Origin of the sequence: Rhizobium sp. NZLR11 (assembly GCF_019685115.1) — a bacterium.
Taxonomy (GTDB): Bacteria; Pseudomonadota; Alphaproteobacteria; order Rhizobiales; family Rhizobiaceae; genus Rhizobium.
In genome coordinates this window covers 121,104-140,063 of record NZ_JABDWD010000002.1, presented here as the reverse complement: position 1 = coordinate 140,063, position 18,960 = coordinate 121,104, and the positions used below count along the sequence as shown (strand labels likewise).

Here is an 18,960-nt window from a genome sequence, read left to right as displayed (position 1 = left end):
ATGACCGAATTGAAAGGCGCGTTGATCGGCTGCGGCTTCTTTGCGATCAACCAGATGCACGCCTGGAGCGATGTCGACGGCGCCACGATCGTCGCGATCTGCGACCGCGATCCGGAGCGGCTGAAGATCGTCGGCGACCAGTTCGGCATCGAGCGCCGCTATAGCGATGCCGAGGCCTTGTTTACCGATGGCGGCTTCGATTTCGTCGATATCGCCACCACCGTCCAGAGCCACCGCGCGCTGGTGGAAATGGCCGCCGGCAATAGGGTGCCGGCCATCTGCCAGAAGCCGTTCGCCAAGACGCTGTCGGATGCGAAGGCGATGGTCGAGGCCTGCCGCAATGCCGGCGTCGCCCTGATGGTGCACGAGAATTTTCGTTGGCAGGCGCCGATCCAGGCGGTTCGCAAGGCGCTCGCTGCCGGCGCGATCGGCACGCCCTTCTGGGGCCGCTTCTCCTTCCGCTCGGGCTACGACGTTTTTTCCGGCCAGCCCTATCTCGCCGAAGGCGAGCGCTTCATCATCGAAGATCTCGGCATTCATACACTCGACATCGCTCGCTATATCCTCGGCGACATCCGCTCGCTGACGGCTCGCACCAGGCGGGTCAATCCAAAAATCAAGGGCGAGGATGTCGCTACCATTCTGCTCGATCATGAGAACGGAGTGACTTCGGTCGTCGACGTCAGCTACGCCACCAAGCTCTCGAAAGAGCCCTTCCCCGAGACCCTGATCGAACTCGACGGCGCCGAGGGCACGATTCGCTTGACCCAGGGCTACAGCCTTGAAGTGACCAACGCCAAGGGCACCACCACCACGGACGTCTCTCCGAAGCTGCTATCCTGGGCCTCGCGGCCCTGGCACAATATCCAGGAGAGCGTCTACGCGATCCAGCAGCATTGGGTCGATCAGCTCAAGCGCGGCGCGGAGCACTCGACGTCAGGGGCCGACAATCTGAAGACCTTCGCTCTCGTCGAGGCCGCCTATGACAGTGCGGCGCGGGGGCAGACGATCGATGTCGGGGCGATGCTGCGATGACGGCCGATTCGTTCCAGCTTTACGGCACCCGCGCCCAGGAAAGGCCGCCGGTTCGCCTGACGGCCGGAAAGTTGACCGTCGATCTCGCCGACGGCAACCTCCGCACCATCTGCTACGATGGGGTCGAGGTGCTGCGGGCGATTTCCTACCTCGTTCGCGACCGGGACTGGGGAACCTACGGCCCCGAGATCGCCGATCTCAGGATTGAGCAGGATGACGATCGTTTCGAAGTTGGCTATCAGGCCCGCTGCAAGGGACCCGACGAGACGAGGCTCGTCATCGACGTCCGCATCGTGGGACGGGCGGACCGGCTCGACTTCGAAGCCGAAGCCGAAGCCACGAGCGAGACCGGCTTCGAGACCAATCGCTGCGGCTTCTGCATCCTGCATCCGATCGTCGGTGTGGCCGGTTCAGCGGCGACGGTCGAGCATGTCGACGGCCGGATCGTCGAGACACGCTTTCCCGATGTGATCGAACCCTGGCAGCCGTTCCAGGATATGCGCGCTATTTCCCATGAGGTCGTGCCCGGAGTTGCGGCGGAATGCCGGATGGAAGGCGACATTTTCGAAATGGAGGATCAGAGGAACTGGTCCGATGCCTCCTACAAGACCTATGTCAGGCCGCTCGCCCTGCCCTGGCCCTATCGGATTTTCGCCAACCAACCGGTTCGGCAGAAGACGTCGCTGATGATCAGCGACGCCAGCCGTTCCGCAGCGGTCTCAGCCGCGACGTCGAGCGATGTCATAAGGCTCGAACTTGGAACACGGACCGGCACCATGCCCGATATCGGCGTGGTCGTTACGCCGCAGGAGGCCGATGCGACGCTCTCGGCCCGGTCCCTCCTGTCGGAGATCGCGCCGCGCGAGCTTGTCTTCCATTTCGATGCGAACGCTGGACATGGCGCCGAAGCGCTGCAGAAATTTGCCGCGATCGCTGCCGCCCATCGGGGCCGTACGACGCTGGAGATCGCGCTTGCCTGCAAGTCGTCGCCATCGAGCGAAGCGGCCGAGATTGCCCGCCAGATGCAGCGCGCGGACTTCGAACCGGAAGCGATCCTGATCTCGCCTTCCGTCGATCGGCAATCGACGCCGCCTGGCAGCAAATGGCCGGACTGCCCTCCCCTCGAAGAGATCTATGCCGCGGCCCGCGCCGCCTTCCCCGGCACTCGCATCGGCGGCGGCATGCTGAGCTATTTCACCGAACTCAACCGCAAGCGCGTGCCATCAGGCGAGATCGATTTCGTCAGCCATTGCACCAATCCGATCGTGCATGCGGCCGACGATCTCAGCGTCATGCAGACATTGGAAGCGCTGCCGTTCATCACGCGATCCGTCCGCGCGGTCTACGGCGACAAGCCCTATCGCATCGGCCCGTCGACGATCCCGATGCGGCAGAACCCTTATGGTAGCCGCACCATGGACAATCCTGCGGGCGGACGCATCCCGATGGCCAATCGCGACCCGCGCCACAACGGGCGTTTCGCGGAGGCTTTCGCGCTCGGCTACGCGATCCGGGTGCTGGATGCCGATCTCGAATGCCTGACGCTTTCGGCCCTGACCGGCCCTTTCGGCCTGATCGCCGGCCCGGATGAACCGGTCGAGCAAGGCGGGCGGCGGCCGCTGTTCAACACGGTGCGGACCTTGTCGGCCCTCGCCGGCGCGTCCTGGCAGGAATGCGTCTCGTCTTCGCCGTCCGAAGTGCTGTCCTTCATGGCGCGGGATGCCGCAGGCGCCAGGATCTTTGTGGTCAATCTGACCAGCGAAGAGCGAAGGGTCGACGGCGGCGCACTGGATAAAGAGCTGCGGCTCGCGCCTTTCGGAACGGTCGTCTTGCCGCGGGCGGATTGACGTCCGGCGCGCCAGCCGCATCTATGCAGTCGGAGCTCGTTCTGGGGAGGATCGGCGTGAAGACGAAGAAGCTTATCAATGCAGGCGCAGATGCCGTCGATGAGATGCTGCAAGGCGTTCTCGCGGCCCATCCCGGGCACCTTTATGCCGTGGACGACATGCCGCGCGCCATCATTGCCCGAAACGGACCGCGCAAGGGCAAGGTCGGGCTGGTGATCGGCGGCGGGTCCGGGCACGAACCGACATTCCTCGGCTATGTCGGCAAGGGGCTGGCGGATGCCGCCGCGATCGGCAATGTCTTCGCCTCGCCGCCCCCCGATCCGATCATCGCCTGCGCCAAAGCCGTCGACGGCGGCGCCGGCGTGCTCTTCATGTACGGCAATTATGCCGGCGACGTCATGAACTTCGACATGGCCGCCGAAATGCTGGCGCTTGACGAGATCGAGGTGCGCACCGTCCTGACCACCGACGATGTCGCGTCCGCCCCCGCCGATCAGAGGGACAGGCGGCGCGGCGTGGCGGGCAATGTCTTCATCTTCAAGGCCGCTGGTGCTGCCTGCGATCTTCTCTATTCCTTCGACGAGGTCGAGCGCGCCGCCCGCCATGCCAATTCGCGAACCTATACGATGGGTGTGGCGCTCGCGCCTTGTTCGCTGCCGCAGACCTTGAAACCGAATTTCCTGATCGGCGACGGCGAGATGGAGATCGGCATGGGCATCCATGGCGAGCCCGGCATGGCTCGCGAGCCGCTGAAGGCGGCCGACGCGGTGACCGACGAACTGATGGACAGCATCCTCCGCGAGATGAAGGCAGAACGGGGCGACCGTGTCGCCGTGCTCGTCAACTCGCTGGGCTCCACGCCGATGATGGAGCTCTACATCATGATGCGGCGCGTGAAGGCGCGGCTCGACGAGGCGGGGCTTGTCATCCATAGCTCGCTCGTCGGGAATTACTGCACGTCGCTCGAAATGGCCGGCGCTTCGGTGACGCTCATGCACCTCGACGACGAGCTTCAGCGGCTAATCGACCATCCCTGCGATTGCGCCATGTTTACGAGGTGATCGATGCTGATCACGACGAAAGACCTGCAGCACCTCTTTGCCTTGATCGCCGAGGGCATCGCCGCGCAGCGCGATCATCTCTGCGAGTTGGATGGCGCCATCGGCGACGGAGATCACGGCCTTGCCATGGACGCCGGCTGTGAAGCCGCCGCCAAGGCCGTCGGCGGGCTCGATGCCGCGCAGACTGCGCCGACGCCTGCCTTCAACGCTGCGGCAAAGGCATTTCTGAATGCGGTCGGCGCGTCATCGGGCCCGCTCTATGCCACCGCCTTTATGCGCGCAGGCGCTTCGGTCAAGGACAGGTCTAACCTGAGCGATGACAATTTTGTGCGGGCTTTCGCGGCGATGGCGCAAGGCATTCAGGAACGCGGCAAGGCGGAGCCCGGCGAAAAGACCATGGTCGACGCCTGGAAGCCGGCGGCCGATGCGGCGCTCAAGGCCTGGGCGTCGGGAACCGCCCTTCCTGAATGCTTCGACATGGCGGAGCGGGCAGCGCGCCAAGGCTGCGAAGCGACCCGGGATATGACGGCGGCCAAGGGGCGGGCATCGCGGCTGGGGAAACGAGCGATCGGCCATATCGACCCCGGAGCGGCCTCGGCCGTCATCATCATCACCGCGATCGCAAAATTCGTTCGGCAGCATGATGGTTATCTCATCATACCAGTTGACATGTGAATGACTATCTGCAACAAGGGGGCCGCTTATCAAGAGGAGGACGGTAATGCTGACCCTATCCGCGAAATTGAAGACTGCGAGCATCGTCGCGATCGCCATGGCGTCTTTCGCCGCGACGCCGGTTCTTGCCGAAGACATCACGCTCTGGACCCTCAACTTCGACAACAACGCCGCCAACGGCGCGCTCAAGAAGGTTGCGACGGATTTTGAAGCGGCAAACCCGGGAACCCATGTCGAGATCGTTCAGCGCGCCGTCGACGAGCATAAGACGGCGCTCCGCGTCGCGGCCGGTTCCGACAAAGGCCCCGACATTTATTTCAGCTGGGCGGGCCTCGGCCTTGGCGGCGAATATGTGAAGGCCGGTCTCTCCCTGCCGCTCGACAAATATTATGCCGAATATAAATGGAACGACGAATTGCTGCCCGCCGCTGCGGCTTTCGCCGACCTCTATCCGGGTGGCAAGCATGGCGTTCCCTTCACCTTCAAGGGCGAAGCCGTCTATTACAACAAGAAGCTTTTCGAACAGGCCGGCATCAAGGAAGAGCCGAAGACCTATGAGGAATTTCTCGCCGCGGCCGACAAGCTGAAAGCCGCCGGCATCCCTGCCTTCACCTTCGGTGGCACGGTCAACTGGCACGTCATGCGCCTGATGGACGTCATCCTCGAAACCAAGTGCGGCGCCGAAAAGCATGATGCACTGAAGGCTATGACGCTGGATTGGACCAAGGAACCCTGTGCGACGGAGGCCTTCGCCGAGTTTGCGAAGTGGACGAAGGATTATACGCTGCAGCCGTTCATGGGCATCGACAACAAGCAGTCCTACAGCCTCTTCACCGCAGGCCGCGCGGCGATGATGCTCGAAGGCGACTGGTTGGTCAGCCAGCTCAACGGCTCCGGCGCCAATCTCGACGATTACGGCATCTTCCCCTTCCCGACCAATACCGACCGTCTCTATGGCTTCGCCGAGTACAATTACATCAGCACCAAGAGCAAAAATCCTGACACCGCCGCGAAATTCCTCGACTATTTCCTGTCGACGAAGGTGCAGCAGGATCTGCTCGGCCAGCTGAGCTCGACTTCCGTCAACAAGAACGTGCAGTACGCCAACCAGAAGCCGCTCGAGGCGGAATGGCTGGGGATCTTCCAGAAATTCGGCAAGGTCTACATGAACGGCGATCAGGCCTTCCCGCTCGATGTCACGACGGAATATTTCCGTGTCATCAACGACGTCGCCTCCGGCAACACCGAGCCGGCCGACGCGGTCAAGCAGCTGCAGAGCTTCATCGCAAGCAGAAGCTGATTCCTTCCAAGGCGCCAGTCGATCGACCGCTGAGTTGATCGGCTGGCACATTCTTTCATCAGCTGGCGGCTGCTTTGCCCTCAGGAGGAAAGCATGTCACTTCGACAATCGACTCATGATCCGCGCGTGCAAGCGGCGATCCTGCTGGTGCCGGCGCTGGCGATCTATGCGGTCTTTGCGCTCTACCCGATGCTCAACGTCGTCATCCTGAGCTTCCAGAAGTGGAACGGGCTGGATGCCAACCGGCAATTCGTGGGCATTGCCAATTATTCGGCGATCTTCACCCGGGACCCGGTCTTCTGGGTTGCCTTCCGCAACACGGTGATCTGGACTTTGATGAGCCTGATCTTCCCGCCGATGGTCGGACTGCTCCTGGCGCTCAGCCTCAATCAGAAGATCTTCGGCCGCAACGGCCTGAGGGCGATTTTCTATCTGCCCGTCATCATCGCGCCGATCGCCGTCGCCACCATGTGGAAATGGATGTACGATCCCTTCTTTGGCCTGTTCGCCCAGCTGCTGACCTCCTGGGGCATGCAGAGCTGGATCAAGGACTGGCTCGGCAACAGGGATATCGCCCTCTATTCCGTCTTCGTCGCCTATCTCTGGCAGACGGTGGGTTTCTCGATGGTGCTGTTCCTGGCCGGCCTGCAGAATGTCTCGCAGACGCTGGTGGAGGCCGCGCGCATCGACGGCGCCGGCCGCTGGGCGGTGTTCAAGCATGTGACGCTGCCGGCATTGCGCCCGACGATCACCATCGTTCTCGTTCTTTCGATCATCTCCTCGCTGAAGGCCTTCGATATCGTCTACGGCCTGACCGGCGGCGGGCCGGCGCAGTCCACCCAGATGCTGGCGCTCTGGGCCTTCACGCAGGCCATGCAGATCTTCGATTTCGGCCGGGGTGCGGCGATCTCCGTCGTCCTGCTGCTGATCACCATGGCCGTCGTCATTCCCTATTTGAGATGGACCCAGAAGCACGAGGAGGTCGAATCGTGACAGCAGTGCCGAGCGATACCGCCGCCGTGCATCTCGAAGTCCAGCCGTCGTCGATGAAGCGCGATCCCGTTCTGATCGGCCTCTGGATCACGCTTATCATCGTCGCCCTCGTCTGGGTCGCGCCCTTCGTGTTCATCGTCTTTACCTCGCTGAAGACGCCGGCGGCGGTGACGAGCACCGGCGCCTTCATGCCGCCGACCCAGCTTGCCTATGACAATTACAGCGCTGCCTGGAGCCGCGGCAATTTCGCCAACTCCTTTCTGAACAGCGTCGTCATCACCGTCATCAAGGTGCCGCTCGGCCTGTTCCTGTCGGCCATGGCCGCCTATGCTCTGGCCAAGATCAAGCTGAAGATCAGCAAGGCCCTGCTGCTCGTCGTCGTCTTCGGCACGATGATCCCCTTCCAGGTGATGCTGGCGCCGCTCTTCACCCTGGTCAATTCCTTCGGCCTGATCGACACCTATCCCGGCGTCATCCTTCCCTATATCGCCTTTGGCGTTCCCTATCAGGTCTTCATCCTGCATGGCTTCTTCAAGGGCATTCCCAAGGAGCTGTCGGAAGCGGCCCTGATCGACGGCGCAACCCACTTCACCATCTTCCGGCGGATCTTCCTACCGGTGTGCCTGCCCGTGCTTGCCGCGCTGCTCATCCTCGATTTCGTTTCCACCTGGAACGAATTCGCCATGGCGCTGGTGCTGCTGCAGGACCAGCACATGTGGACATTGCCGCTCGGCCTGATGTCATTCCAGGGGCAGTTCTCCAGCAATTACGGCCAGCTCAACGCGGCGATCGTCATGACCGTTCTGCCGGCGACGATCGTCTATCTCATGTTCCAGCGCTACTTCGTCTCCGGCCTCACCTCCGGCGCCGTCAAGGGCTGATCGCGAAATCTTATCTCACGAGGAGAGACAGAATGTCTGATGCAACAGTCGAAAAATGGGGTGTGTTCGAGGCCGCCTTCGAGGGGCCGGCCGGCGGCAATCCCTATCTCGACGTGGCATTCGATGCCGTGTTCACCCAGAAGAGCCGCGATGTGCGCGTACCGGGCTTCTATGACGGCAACGGCACTTATCGCATCCGTTTCATGCCCGACAGTGAGGGTGAGTGGTCGTTCAAGATGCGCTCCAAGACCGCGGCCCTCGACGGCAAGACCGGTGTTTTGACCGCGACCGCACCTTCGGCCGGCAATCACGGCCCGGTGCGCGTGCGCAACAAATTCCATTTCGCCTATGCCGACGGCACGCCGTTCCTCTCCTTCGGAACAACCTGCTACGCCTGGACGCACCAGCCGCTCGACATGCAGAAGCAGACGCTGGAAACCCTCAAGACGGCGCGTTTCAACAAGATGCGCATGGGCGTGTTTCCAAAGGACTATCCCTATAATGTCAACGAGCCGCTGCATGCCTGCTTCGAACGCGGCGCGGATGGCGGCCAAGATTTCGACCGGCCCAACCCCGCCGCCTTCCAGCATTTCGAAAAGCAGGTCGCGGCGCTTTGCGAACTCGGCATCGAGGCCGATATCATCATCTTCCACCCCTATGACCGCTGGGGCTATGCCGACATGTCGGCCGCGCAGGATTTCCGCTATGTCGAATATCTGGCCGCGCGTCTTTCCGCCTGCCGGAACGTCTGGTGGTCGCTCGCCAATGAATATGATTTCCTCATCGACACCAAACCGATGGCGCAGTGGGACCGCTACTTCCACATCCTGGAGGAAAACGACCCCTACCAGCACCTGCGTTCCATCCACAATGGCGACGTTACGGCGAATTTCGATCATCGCAAGCCGTGGGTCACGCATAGCTGCATTCAGAACCCTGACGTCAAGCGCACCCAGGAATGGCGCGATGCCTATGGCAAGCCTGTCGTCAACGACGAGCCGGAATATGAGGGCGACATCCTGCAGTCATGGGGCAATCTCCATGCGGGGGAACTCGTGCATCGCTTCTGGATCACCATGGCGCGCGGCGGTTATGCCGGCCATGGCGAGACCTATTCCCATCCCGAGGATCTGATCTGGTGGGCCAAGGGCGGCGAGCTGCGCGGCGAGGCCTGGAAGCGCATCGGCTTCCTTCGCGATCTGCTGGAGGCCGACGTCAAACATGGGCTCGAGCCGCTCGGTATCATCGGCGAATGGCCCTGGTCGCGGGTATCGGGCGCGCGTGACGGCGACGGCGATTTCCGGCTGATCTATTTCGGCGAACATCAGCCGGTCATCTGGTCCACTGGCCTGCCTGTCGATGGCGACGATTACGATGTCGATATCATCGACACCTGGGAGATGACGATCACGCCGGCTGAAAAGGTGGCCGCGCCCGTTCCGCATCCGACCCGCCATGGCTCGATCGTGCGCGGCGGCAAGCCGGACGCGGCCTTCGGCGTCAAAATCCCGCCCAAGCCATACCAGGCGCTGCGCGTGCGCCGGCGCGGGAAGAACTAATCAAGGGGTCCAAAATGTCAGGCTTGAGCATCAGAAACGTCAAGAAATCCTTCGGCACCGTCGATATTATTCATGGTGTCGACGTCGAGATCGCCGATGGTGAATTCACCATTCTCGTCGGCCCCTCCGGCTGCGGCAAGTCGACCTTGCTGCGCATGATCGCCGGGCTCGAAGACGTCACCGGCGGCCAGATCAGCATCGACGGCCGGGTGGTGAACAATCTGCAGCCGAAGGATCGCGATATCGCGATGGTCTTCCAGAACTACGCGCTGTACCCACAGATGACCGTCTCCCAGAACATGGGCTTCGCGCTGGAGCTTGCCGGCGCCAAGCGGCCTGAGATCGAGAAGAAGGTCGGCGAAGCCGCCGCTATTCTCGGCTTGCAGCCGCTTCTCCACCGCAAGCCGGCCCAGCTTTCCGGTGGGCAACGCCAGCGCGTCGCCATGGGCCGCGCCATCGTTCGTGATCCCAAAGTCTTTCTGTTCGACGAGCCGCTCTCCAATCTCGATGCGAAACTGCGTGTAAAGATGCGGGCGGAGATCAAGGCCCTGCACCAGCGGCTGAAGACCACCATCGTCTACGTCACCCATGACCAGATCGAAGCCATGACCATGGCCGACAAGATCGTCGTGCTGCATGCCGGCCGCGTCGAGCAGATCGGCAGCCCGCTCGAGCTCTATGACAGGCCGCGCAACATCTTCGTCGCCGGTTTCCTCGGCTCCCCCGCCATGAATTTTCTCGAAGGGACGATCGACGATGGGGGAAAGCCGGCATTGGCGCTGTCCAGCGGTTCGCGCGTAGCGCTCTCGCGGGCGCCGGCCAATTCCGCCAAACGGCCGCTGACACTCGGCATCCGTCCCGAAGACATCGCCTTCGGCGACGAGAACGGGGTGGATGCCGTGGTCAAGGTGGTCGAACCGACAGGATCGGAAACCCATGTCGCCGTGGAAGTCGACGGCCGGGAGCTGACATGGGTCGTGCGCGAACGTGTCGAGCTCGTCCCGGAACAGCCGGTGAAGCTTTCCTTCGAAACCTCCAAGGTTCATTTCTTCGACCGGCAGACGCAGCAGCGATTGAACGCCTGACGACAGTTTGCGCGCAATCGGCGAACGCGAAATCGGTGTCGGGTGCGCTGGACGATGCCTCATCTGGCAGACGAAATGGTGACTTGTCATCTCGAAATTTCGCCGATAGGTTGTTGGCGAACGACGAGGTAGCCAAGACATGCACATCCGAAAAGCCGCCTCCTCCGACGCAGAGGAGCTGAGCGCTCTCCTGAACGAGCTCATCCGGGCAGGCGGAACGACAGCGCTCGAGACCCCGCTTTCGGCCGGCGAGTTCGTCGATTGGTTCATCGACGGCGAGTTTCCGCTTGTCTGCCATGTTGCAGAGCACGATCAGTCGCTTGTCGGCTTTCAATCGCTGAGCTTATACGGCGATCCGCCGAAAGGCGTCGCCGACATTGCGACCTTTGCCCGCCTGAGCCCAAAGACCGCGGGCGTCGGCAGCGCGCTTTTTCCCGCGACAAGAGCGGCAGCAAAAGAGCTCGGGCTGGAATTCATCAATGCGACCATCCGCGCCGACAATATCAGCGGACTTGGCTATTACGCGAAGATGGGCTTTGAGACCTATGACAGGCTGGTTCAGGTTCCGCTTCAGGACGGAACGCAAGTCGACAGGATCAAGAAGCGTTTCAGCGTAAACGCCATGGGTCGCGCGACGCCGCACGGCTGAATGCCTCGACGACGTTATGGGGAGGTGTCGACGCCACGCGCCGGTGATGCCCGCGTGCAGGTCGGTTCTGACCTGCGGCGGCGGGTTCGAATTATATAGCGTTGCCATGTTAAGTCTATGACGTAACAACGTAGTTTTCTGTAATGGAAGCAAACATGGGCTTAACTTCCGCCATACGTGCAGACTGCTGCAGGATGCTATCCGCCGTCGACAGCGGCCAGGTGTCGAGCGTGGATAGATTTGCAGGCGCAAAGACGGAGAAAACGGCACAGATCAAAGTCATGTCCGGAGATTAGCCATGTCCGCTGCGATGTTCACGACCGACGAACTTGCGTTGATCCGCCGCGCTTACGCCCATCAGGTGGCAGCAACCGCCGGAACGACGAACCCGCGGATCGAGGCTGCCTTTGCCGCTGTCCCCCGCGAAAAATTCCTCGGTGCGCCGCCATGGCAGATCGCCAATCTCGGTGGCGGATATCGCCCCCTGCTCTCCTCAGATGTGGTTCTGGCCTATTAGGATGCGCTGTTCGCCTTGCAGCCCGACAAGGGCGTCAACAATGGCAGCCCGTCGCTGCATGCCCGTCTCCTGGCGGAATTGGACGCCCAGATCGGTGATCGCATCGCTCATATCGGTGCCGGCACCGGTTATTATAGCGCCATTCTCGCGGAGCTGGTGGGCGCCACCGGGCATGTCTATGCCGTAGAAATGGACCCCGATCTGGCCGGCCATGCCCAAGCAGCGCTTGCCGACCGGTCCAATGTCAGCGTCATCACCGCCGACGGCAACCAATGGCCGCAGCAAGAAGTGGATGCGATCTGCGTGAATTTCGCCGTCGGGCGTCCCGCAGCGCCGTGGATCGAAAAGCTGCGAGCCGGAGGGCGCCTGGTGTTGCCCCTCGGCGTACCGCGCCAGGGCCGGCCGGCGAATGGCGGTCGTCATGCCTCTCACGGCGCCGCACTTCGTATTGAGCGCGGCGCGAGTGGATTTGCAGCGCGTTGGATCGGCACAGCCTATTTTGTCTGCGCCGATGGTGGATTGATGATCGAGGAGAACGAGATCGAGGCGCTGACGACCGCCTTCCAGCGCGGCGGCATCGAGTTCATCAAAAGCCTGCTCTGGAAGACGGACCCGCGGATAGGACGCTGCTGGTATATCGGCGACCAATGGGCGCTCTGCTATGACGATCCCTGAAGCATTCCTTCCAGAGTGCCGACTGCTGCATCTCCGTTGCGAACAGCGACGCAGCCCACCACGCCGAAGATCTCGATGCCCCTCGCCCCTTCGCCCGGCGCGATCAGTCGGCCGCAGGTTTGATCAGCGACGACATCGCAACACCCGAGCATCCGGCGGAGATGGTATGGGCGATGACACGTTCGGAGTGTCGACCTTAGATCCGGCCTTCCCGAAGCTTAGCGCAAGCTCGCCAACGGCGCCTCTCCCCAGTTGAAGCGGGAAGCTCTGCTGTTGAAATTTGCTGTCGATGATCTTCGAGATCGAGCCGGAGGCGCCGAGTATTCGAGCCGCGGCCATGCGGCGAAAGTTCATATGAATTGCGCACCACCGCCGGCGGCAAGGCGGCAGCTTCGGCGCAGGTTGGCGACGCAGGCAATGAACTTTGCCGCCGGCTCCGCCGATCCCGTTTGAGGACCGGATCGATAGGAGCGGAAGAAATGGAGGATGTGGCCTGTCCGGCTACTCCAGTGGTTTGCCGAAACAGCGAAAGCCCGGCGCGGGAGAGGCACCGGGCTTCGATAGTGAGCGACAGCCTGGGAGGAGGAATGACTGTCTGTCGGACCCAAGCGGCTCGGAGGGGTGAAGCGCTTCGGTCCATCACGAGGTAGTGCCGCGACGCGGCAAATTCAAGCTTGGCGGCTGGGTGGCAAGACGGGTGACGCTGCAAGAGGGTCGAATTGGGCGCAGCTTTTGATTATTGCTCGCGGCCGGATTCGGCGGCGTTGTCCGCGGACAACTTGCGCTGCGCCGCCACTCATTCCCGAAGCGAGCAGGTCGCTGCGTCCTTTGAGGCGTTTGCGGGGAGCGCCTCAGGCTCAATTGGACGACAGCGTAAGGTGAAGTGTTCTCGAGAACTTGTTCTGTCTCGATGGTCACCGGGTTGTCCGCGGACAACCCATTTACGATCAATCCCGTATTCTCGACGCTCAGGCTTTTGCATAGCTGATCCTTCCTCACCTTTAGCGCGCGGCGCCGACGCTGCTCCTTGCATTTCCCTCGACGTCGGCGCACCCGCATCGCCCGTCGAGGCCCCGAGCGGCGCGCTTCAGGGTGAGGCTCTCGGGGGTAGTATCGGAATCTTCAACGCCTGAAATTGAGACGCAGGAAATCTACCGCCCCTTGTTGGGGGCGCATCCTCCAGCGTGCGCCTCATCTTGAGACACGCAGGCCGACAGCCGGAGCCTCGAAGGACGTGCTCAGCGCCGTTCCTTGCACTCCTTCGGCGTCGGCGCACCGGCCTCGCCCTTCGAGGCCTCTTGCGGGGCGCCTCAGGATGATGCTCTCGTGTGCGGTGGCGCGGGTTCTTCAACGCGCACTATTGGAGCGCAGATCCGCAGTGTCCCTTGTTGAGGACGGCACCCTCAGGGCGTTCCTCATCCTGAGGCGCGCAGGCCGACGGCCGGAGCCTCGAAGGGTCCGCTCCAGCGCTGCTCCTTGCATTCCTTCGACGTCGGCGCGCCCGCCTCGTCCTTCGAGGCGGTGCGCCTCGGGATGAGGCTCTCGTGGGCCACGGCACGGCATTCTCCAGCGCTCGTTGTTGGGCGCAGATTCCTGGCGTCTCCTATGGACGGCGGCACCCTCTAGGCGTCCCTCATCCTAAGGGGCACAGGCCGAAGGCCATTGCCTCGAGGGAGACGCCGCAGCGCTGCTCTTTGCATCCATTCGGCGTCGGTGCGCCCCTCGCATTTCGCTGCCATGCACACCAGTTGCGGGGCGTGTTGAATAGGCTTTGCGGCCATCGTCTGATTGGAAGTTGTCCGCGGACAACGGGCAATCAGGCAAGCGGACCTACATCCGAGTTCAGGGATTCGCCTGGTGACGCGCCAGGCCTCGTGCCGGGAAGAGCCTTTGGCCGAGGTCTGACCCGGCCGAGGCTCGGCTGTCGCACGCCCGTGACGAGGCGATCGCGTGCATCGTCGGACGTGCATTTTTCATCGGTCGATGCTTGGAGATATCGAGCCGATTGCCCTTCCGCCATGTGACACCGCATCCATCGCGCGATGGCTGGTCGAGGCGCACGGCAGGGGCTGGTTCTCAAGCAGCGCCGACCCGGTCTGCAGACGAGACTTTCGGGGGCGTATCGTGAATGCGTTGTCCGGCTGCGACCGAGGTATTGAGATCTCGATCTCGATCGCGGGCAGGCAATGCTCCGGCTTCGGCGGCGGGCAACATGGATGATGCCGGGCAGAAGCACCTCCGCGTCCGGTTCCCGATATTCGCGGTCGATAACGAGAGCAGCTATTGCAGGGGATTGCCACTGGCGTTATTGTTTTGTCGATCGCTGACAGGCGCTGTGGTCGCAACATTGCAGACGCTTGGAGCCAGAATTCGCTGCCTTTGAGACCGAAACGATGGTTGTCGGGCAGGCTTGTCGAAAAGACCGCCCAGTCAGTAACGAAACTAAAGTGCGAATTCACTTCCATAACTGGAAGTGATAATAACGAGATCAATGGCTTAGAATTTTGTAAGCTGCACCATACCCCCCGCCACCAGGCGATAGATTCCCCCGCAGCGACCGGTTTGACAAGCCCGAATCGGTCAAAATTGCCGTTACTCGACAGGCTCGAGGAACGGAATGATTTTGCCCCCCGCTCGAATGGTCGCGGGAGGCAGCGGCTTGCATCCTTTAGCGGCACTCTGCGTTATCCCCGCACCAGAGCGGAGAGCATCCTCATGCCAGATGTGCTTCACCTCAAGAAGATGTCGATCGCAGCGGCGATGGTGGCTGCGGCGATCGGCGCACTTGCGTTGATGCAGGCAACGGAGCGCAGTTCCGTTCCCCCGAGTGCCGAACCCCGCCGCGCGGTTGACGATCATGGCCGCAGCGCCGCGACGCCCGAGGCTATTCCGCTCCGCGGACTTCGCGATGTGTTCTGGCGCGTCTACCATGAAGTCCTGAACGACCGGGTCACACTCATTGCCGCGGGTGTGACCTTTTATCTGCTGCTGGCGCTGTTTCCCGCCATGGCGGCTCTGGTGGCGCTCTACGGGCTGGTTGCCGATCCGATCACCATATCCGAACATCTTCGCGAATTGGCCGGCCTCATGCCGCCGGGAGCGTTCGATCTACTTGCCGATCAGATCAAGGAACTCGTCAATAAGCGCGACAGTGCACTTGGCATCACCTTTTTCGTCGGTCTCGGCATCGCGCTATGGAGCACGCATAGCGGCACGCTGGCGATCTTCGATGCGATGAACGTCGCCTATGAGGAGAATGAAAAGCGCGGTCTTATCCGGTTGAACCTCGTCGGACTCTGCTTCACCTTGAGCGCGATGCTTCTGACGGTGGTGATGGTGGCGCTTGTCGGCGTCATGCCGGTTGTGCTTTCCTATCTCTGGCTCGATCAGTTCAACGAGCACATGGCCCTTCTCCTGCGGTGGCCGCTGCTGCTGCTGGTCGTCGCGGTGGCGGTTACCTCAGTCTACCGCTTTGGCCCCAGCCGGGAGCCTGCCAAGCTCCGGTGGATGACGTGGGGCGCCGTTCTGACGACGGTCGCCTGGGCCGCCATGTCTCTCGGCTTCTCCTTCTACCTCGATCATTTTGCCAATTATAACGCGACCTACGGCACGCTCGGTGCGCTGATCGGCCTCCTCATCTGGATCTGGCTTTCCGTCGTCATTCTCGTCATCGGCGCGGAGCTCAACGCCGAACTGGAGCATCAGACCGCGAGGGATACGACGACGGGCACGCCGCTGCCGATGGGCGCGCGTGGCGCCTATGTTGCAGACACTCTGGGCGAGGCCGTCAACTGATCATTGAGGAGCATCATCAATGACTGCGCCTCACCTGTGGTTTTGATGTATTTTATCCTTCCGCAACCCCGACAGAGGAGACGATCATGACGGCCCCGCATCCTTCCAAAACCCATATCGGCAATCATGCACTGCATCCCGAAACGCAGATGCTGAATTACGGCTACGATCCCGAACTCTCGGAAGGGGCGGTCAAGCCGCCGGTATTCCTCACCTCCACCTTCGTCTTCAAGTCGGCCGAGGATGGCCGCGATTTCTTCGATTACGTCTCGGGCCGCCGCGAGCCGCCGGCGGGGAAAGGCGCGGGTCTCGTCTATTCGCGCTTCAATCATCCCAATAGCGAGATCGTCGAGGACAGGCTCGCCGTTTACGAGCGGACGGAAAGCGGCGCGCTGTTTTCCTCAGGCATGTCGGCGATCGCCACGACCTTGTTCGCCTTCGTCCGGCCGGGCGATGCGATCCTGCATTCGCAGCCGCTTTATGGCGGCACGGAAACCTTGCTGGCAAAGACGTTCCTCAATTTCGGCGTCGGCGCCGTCGGCTTTGCCGATGGCGTCAGCGAGGGATCGGTGCAGAAGGCGGCGGAAGAGGCGATGGCGAAGGGCCGCGTTTCCGTCATCCTGATCGAAACACCCGCCAATCCGACCAACAGCCTGGTCGATGTCGCGATGATCCGGCGCGTGGCCCACACGATCGGCGCAAAGCAGGGGCATACGCCGATCATCGTCTGCGACAATACCCTGCTCGGCCCGGTTTTCCAGCGGCCGATCGAACACGGCGCCGATATCTCGCTCTATTCGCTGACCAAATATGTCGGCGGCCATTCCGACCTGATCGCCGGCGCCGTTCTCGGCCGCAAGGCTGTCATCAAGCAGGTCAAGGCGCTGCGCGGCGCGATCGGCACGCAGCTCGATCCGCATTCCTGCTGGATGCTCGGCCGGTCGCTGGAAACGCTGCAGCTGCGCATGGAACGGGCAAACAGCAATGCGCGGGCCGTTGCCGATTTTCTGCGCGATCATCCGAAGGTCGAGAAAGTCCACTACCTGCCCTATCACGATCCGGATTCACCATCCGGCCGGACCTTCGCCGCGCAATGCACCGGCGCCGGCTCCACCTTCTCCTTCGACATTCGCGGCGGCCAGCCGGCCGCCTTCAAATTCCTGAACGCGCTGCAGGTCTTCAAACTTGCGGTCAGCCTCGGCGGCACGGAATCGCTTGCGAGCCATCCGGCCGCCATGACGCATTCCGGCGTGCCCGCCGATGTCCGCCAGCGCATCGGCGTGCTGGAATCGACGATCCGCCTGTCGATCGGCATCGAGCATCCGGACGATCTGATCGCCGACCTGGAGATGGCGCTGCAGGCGGCCTGATACGGCGGGGAAATCGATGCCCGGCGGCGCCGGGCATCGTGGGGACGTCACTTGTCGTCGGTTGTCAGTTCCGTCTCGTCGGTATTCAGCACGAAGACCGCAAGCAGGCGGGCCGGCTTTGTCTTGCTGGCATTCTTGCTGACGGCGTGATGATCACCCGGAAATTCGGGAAAGCTTTCGCCGGCCTTATAGACCTTCTCCGGCCCGTCATTCACCTTGCTGGTGATCGCCCCTTCGAGAACGGTGGCGTAGATGAAGGCCGAGGCCGGGTGCGTATGGCCGGGCGACGAGCCGCCCGGCCCATATTCGACGAGCACCGCCCGCATGCTCTTGCCGGGAACATTGGGAAGCTTCTGGTCGAAAACGACGCGAACCTTCGCGTCGCCGCCTGCAGCATAAGCCTGAGTGCCGGCGGCAAGGACAATGGCGAGCGCGGCCGCCGAGATCATTTTCCTGAGCATGTGTGGTCTCCTGCGTTGATGGGACGTGGTCTCGCTGTTAGGCGCTCTTTTTCTGCGGCGGCTGCCGGCTGAGCCAATCGTCGAAGCGGATCCGGCCGAGCCGCGCCTTGGCTCCGGTTACCAGCGAGTCGTCTTCGAGCTCGACGCCGAAATAGCGGGCGTGGGGATCCGCCATCACCTGGCGCGGATCGTTCGTCGCTTTCAGGAGGCGCGTCACGATGTCGGTGAGGCGGATTTTCTCCGGTCCGCCAATCTCGATCGTGCCGTTCGCAGGCTCGGCAAGCGCCACTTCGGCCATGACGTCGGCGACATCGTCCGATGCGATCGGCTGCACATAGGCCGGCGACAGATGCACCATCTGACCGACCGTGCCCGACTGGGCGATGCCGGCCATGAATTCATGGAACTGCGTCGAGTGCACGATGGTGTAGGGGATGCCGGAAGCCTTGATCAGCTGTTCCTGGGCCATCTTGGCGCGCATGTAGCCGCTGCCCTGCAGCCGCTCCATGCCGACGATCGACAGCGCGATGTGATGCTTCACGCCGGCGGCAGCCGCTGCCTTGAGCAGGTTGCGGCCCGAAGTCTGGAAGAATTCGAGGACCGCCTTGTCCTCGAAGGAGGGTGAGTTGGCGAGATCGAGCACCACCTGGGCACCTGCGAGCGCCTCCGTCAGGCCCTTGCCGGTGATCGTATCGACGCCCGAATTCGGCGACGCCGCCAGCACCTCGTGTCCCTTGTTGCGCAATCTTTCCACGGTCTTCGAGCCGATCAGCCCGGTGCCGCCGATAATGACGATCTTCATGGGTAGTCTCCTTGTCCTTGCGAGGATTTCCTCTGTTGACCTGAGGTGGCTGCCGAAATCGCCTCCTCGGCGAGGCAAGCGACTTCATCGGAATGGGGACCGTCGCCGCGGGGATTTTCCGGCGCGGCCGGCCGGAACCGACGGGCTGCAGAATGCGCCGGATCGCGGCCCCGAACCATTCTCCCCCAGTCGCGGTCACCCTATGCGTAGGCAGTAGCCGGGCTCGCCCTGCGCTCGATCCATCCGGCCGAAATG

The 18,960-nt window shown here is 62.2% G+C and carries 15 protein-coding genes and 1 pseudogene; 13 read left to right on the top strand and 3 right to left on the bottom strand.

What is annotated here, in order from left to right; all coding sequences use genetic code 11:
- The 11 genes and pseudogenes from HJB83_RS04430 (at position 1) to HJB83_RS04380 (ending at position 12,277) form a co-directional block, all read left to right on the top strand.
- Positions 1-1,035, top strand: a complete 1,035-nt coding sequence (locus HJB83_RS04430) for a Gfo/Idh/MocA family protein (protein WP_221131327.1) — start codon at positions 1-3, stop codon at positions 1,033-1,035.
- On the top strand, positions 1,032-2,882 hold the full coding sequence (locus tag HJB83_RS04425) for a hypothetical protein (RefSeq protein WP_221131326.1): 1,851 nt from the start codon (positions 1,032-1,034) through the stop codon (positions 2,880-2,882). The genes HJB83_RS04430 and HJB83_RS04425 overlap by 4 nt, the downstream gene beginning before the upstream one ends.
- A 56-nt stretch (positions 2,883-2,938) precedes the next feature.
- Positions 2,939-3,943 carry a dihydroxyacetone kinase subunit DhaK gene (locus HJB83_RS04420; protein ID WP_221131325.1) on the top strand — a complete coding sequence of 335 codons (1,005 nt, stop codon included), beginning with the start codon at positions 2,939-2,941 and terminating at the stop codon, positions 3,941-3,943.
- A gap of 3 nt (positions 3,944-3,946) precedes the next feature.
- Entirely contained in the window at positions 3,947-4,618 is a 672-nt protein-coding gene (dhaL, locus tag HJB83_RS04415; RefSeq protein WP_207585102.1) for a dihydroxyacetone kinase subunit DhaL, read from the top strand.
- A 46-nt stretch (positions 4,619-4,664) separates the two neighbouring features.
- Positions 4,665-5,918 (top strand): ABC transporter substrate-binding protein, encoded by a 1,254-nt coding sequence (locus HJB83_RS04410; protein ID WP_207585103.1) that lies wholly within the window; start codon positions 4,665-4,667, stop codon positions 5,916-5,918.
- Between the two features lie 93 nt (positions 5,919-6,011).
- Positions 6,012-6,911, top strand: coding sequence for a carbohydrate ABC transporter permease (locus HJB83_RS04405; protein ID WP_207585104.1), 900 nt, complete (start codon positions 6,012-6,014; stop codon positions 6,909-6,911).
- A 53-nt stretch (positions 6,912-6,964) separates the two neighbouring features.
- Complete coding sequence (locus tag HJB83_RS04400) at positions 6,965-7,792, top strand: carbohydrate ABC transporter permease (RefSeq protein WP_259669695.1); 828 nt, start codon at positions 6,965-6,967, stop codon at positions 7,790-7,792.
- 32 nt (positions 7,793-7,824) lie between these two features.
- On the top strand, positions 7,825-9,351 hold the full coding sequence (locus tag HJB83_RS04395; protein WP_221131324.1) for a DUF5060 domain-containing protein: 1,527 nt from the start codon (positions 7,825-7,827) through the stop codon (positions 9,349-9,351).
- Positions 9,352-9,365: 14 nt separating this feature from the next.
- Entirely contained in the window at positions 9,366-10,436 is a 1,071-nt protein-coding gene (locus HJB83_RS04390) for an ABC transporter ATP-binding protein (protein ID WP_207585107.1), read from the top strand.
- Between the two features lie 139 nt (positions 10,437-10,575).
- Positions 10,576-11,085 carry a GNAT family N-acetyltransferase gene (locus tag HJB83_RS04385; protein ID WP_207585108.1) on the top strand — a complete coding sequence of 170 codons (510 nt, stop codon included), beginning with the start codon at positions 10,576-10,578 and terminating at the stop codon, positions 11,083-11,085.
- A gap of 298 nt (positions 11,086-11,383) precedes the next feature.
- Positions 11,384-12,277 (top strand): annotated as a pseudogene (locus HJB83_RS04380) (protein-L-isoaspartate O-methyltransferase family protein).
- A gap of 1,415 nt (positions 12,278-13,692) precedes the next feature.
- Here HJB83_RS04380 and HJB83_RS04375 read toward each other — a convergent pair.
- On the bottom strand, positions 13,693-13,830 hold the full coding sequence (locus HJB83_RS04375) for a hypothetical protein (protein ID WP_207585110.1): 138 nt from the start codon (positions 13,828-13,830) through the stop codon (positions 13,693-13,695).
- Between the two features lie 1,162 nt (positions 13,831-14,992).
- On the opposite strand from HJB83_RS04375, the gene HJB83_RS04370 reads away from it, so the two are divergent.
- Positions 14,993-16,072, top strand: coding sequence for a YihY/virulence factor BrkB family protein (locus tag HJB83_RS04370; protein WP_207585111.1), 1,080 nt, complete (start codon positions 14,993-14,995; stop codon positions 16,070-16,072).
- An 86-nt stretch (positions 16,073-16,158) separates the two neighbouring features.
- On the top strand, positions 16,159-17,442 hold the full coding sequence (locus HJB83_RS04365) for a cystathionine gamma-synthase family protein (RefSeq protein WP_207585112.1): 1,284 nt from the start codon (positions 16,159-16,161) through the stop codon (positions 17,440-17,442).
- Between the two features lie 47 nt (positions 17,443-17,489).
- On the opposite strand, the gene HJB83_RS04360 is transcribed toward HJB83_RS04365, so the two are convergent.
- On the bottom strand, positions 17,490-17,903 hold the full coding sequence (locus HJB83_RS04360) for a cupin domain-containing protein (RefSeq protein ID WP_207585113.1): 414 nt from the start codon (positions 17,901-17,903) through the stop codon (positions 17,490-17,492).
- A gap of 37 nt (positions 17,904-17,940) precedes the next feature.
- Positions 17,941-18,705 (bottom strand): SDR family oxidoreductase, encoded by a 765-nt coding sequence (locus HJB83_RS04355; protein WP_221131323.1) that lies wholly within the window; start codon positions 18,703-18,705, stop codon positions 17,941-17,943.
- Positions 18,706-18,960 lie beyond the last annotated feature (255 nt).

What these genes read in the sequence shown, in the direction of transcription:
- HJB83_RS04425 (WP_221131326.1), top strand. Translation starts at nt 1,032, where the DNA reads ATGACGGCCGATTCGTTCCAGCTTTACGGCACCCGCGCCCAGGAAAGG.
- dhaL (WP_207585102.1), top strand. Translation starts at nt 3,947, where the DNA reads ATGCTGATCACGACGAAAGACCTGCAGCACCTCTTTGCCTTGATCGCC.
- HJB83_RS04405 (WP_207585104.1), top strand. Translation starts at nt 6,012, where the DNA reads ATGTCACTTCGACAATCGACTCATGATCCGCGCGTGCAAGCGGCGATC.
- HJB83_RS04430 (WP_221131327.1), top strand. Translation starts at nt 1, where the DNA reads ATGACCGAATTGAAAGGCGCGTTGATCGGCTGCGGCTTCTTTGCGATC.
- HJB83_RS04360 (WP_207585113.1), bottom strand. Translation starts at nt 17,903, where the DNA reads ATGCTCAGGAAAATGATCTCGGCGGCCGCGCTCGCCATTGTCCTTGCC.
- HJB83_RS04370 (WP_207585111.1), top strand. Translation starts at nt 14,993, where the DNA reads ATGCCAGATGTGCTTCACCTCAAGAAGATGTCGATCGCAGCGGCGATG.
- HJB83_RS04395 (WP_221131324.1), top strand. Translation starts at nt 7,825, where the DNA reads ATGTCTGATGCAACAGTCGAAAAATGGGGTGTGTTCGAGGCCGCCTTC.
- HJB83_RS04365 (WP_207585112.1), top strand. Translation starts at nt 16,159, where the DNA reads ATGACGGCCCCGCATCCTTCCAAAACCCATATCGGCAATCATGCACTG.
- HJB83_RS04410 (WP_207585103.1), top strand. Translation starts at nt 4,665, where the DNA reads ATGCTGACCCTATCCGCGAAATTGAAGACTGCGAGCATCGTCGCGATC.
- HJB83_RS04400 (WP_259669695.1), top strand. Translation starts at nt 6,965, where the DNA reads ATGAAGCGCGATCCCGTTCTGATCGGCCTCTGGATCACGCTTATCATC.
- HJB83_RS04390 (WP_207585107.1), top strand. Translation starts at nt 9,366, where the DNA reads ATGTCAGGCTTGAGCATCAGAAACGTCAAGAAATCCTTCGGCACCGTC.
- HJB83_RS04355 (WP_221131323.1), bottom strand. Translation starts at nt 18,705, where the DNA reads ATGAAGATCGTCATTATCGGCGGCACCGGGCTGATCGGCTCGAAGACC.
- HJB83_RS04385 (WP_207585108.1), top strand. Translation starts at nt 10,576, where the DNA reads ATGCACATCCGAAAAGCCGCCTCCTCCGACGCAGAGGAGCTGAGCGCT.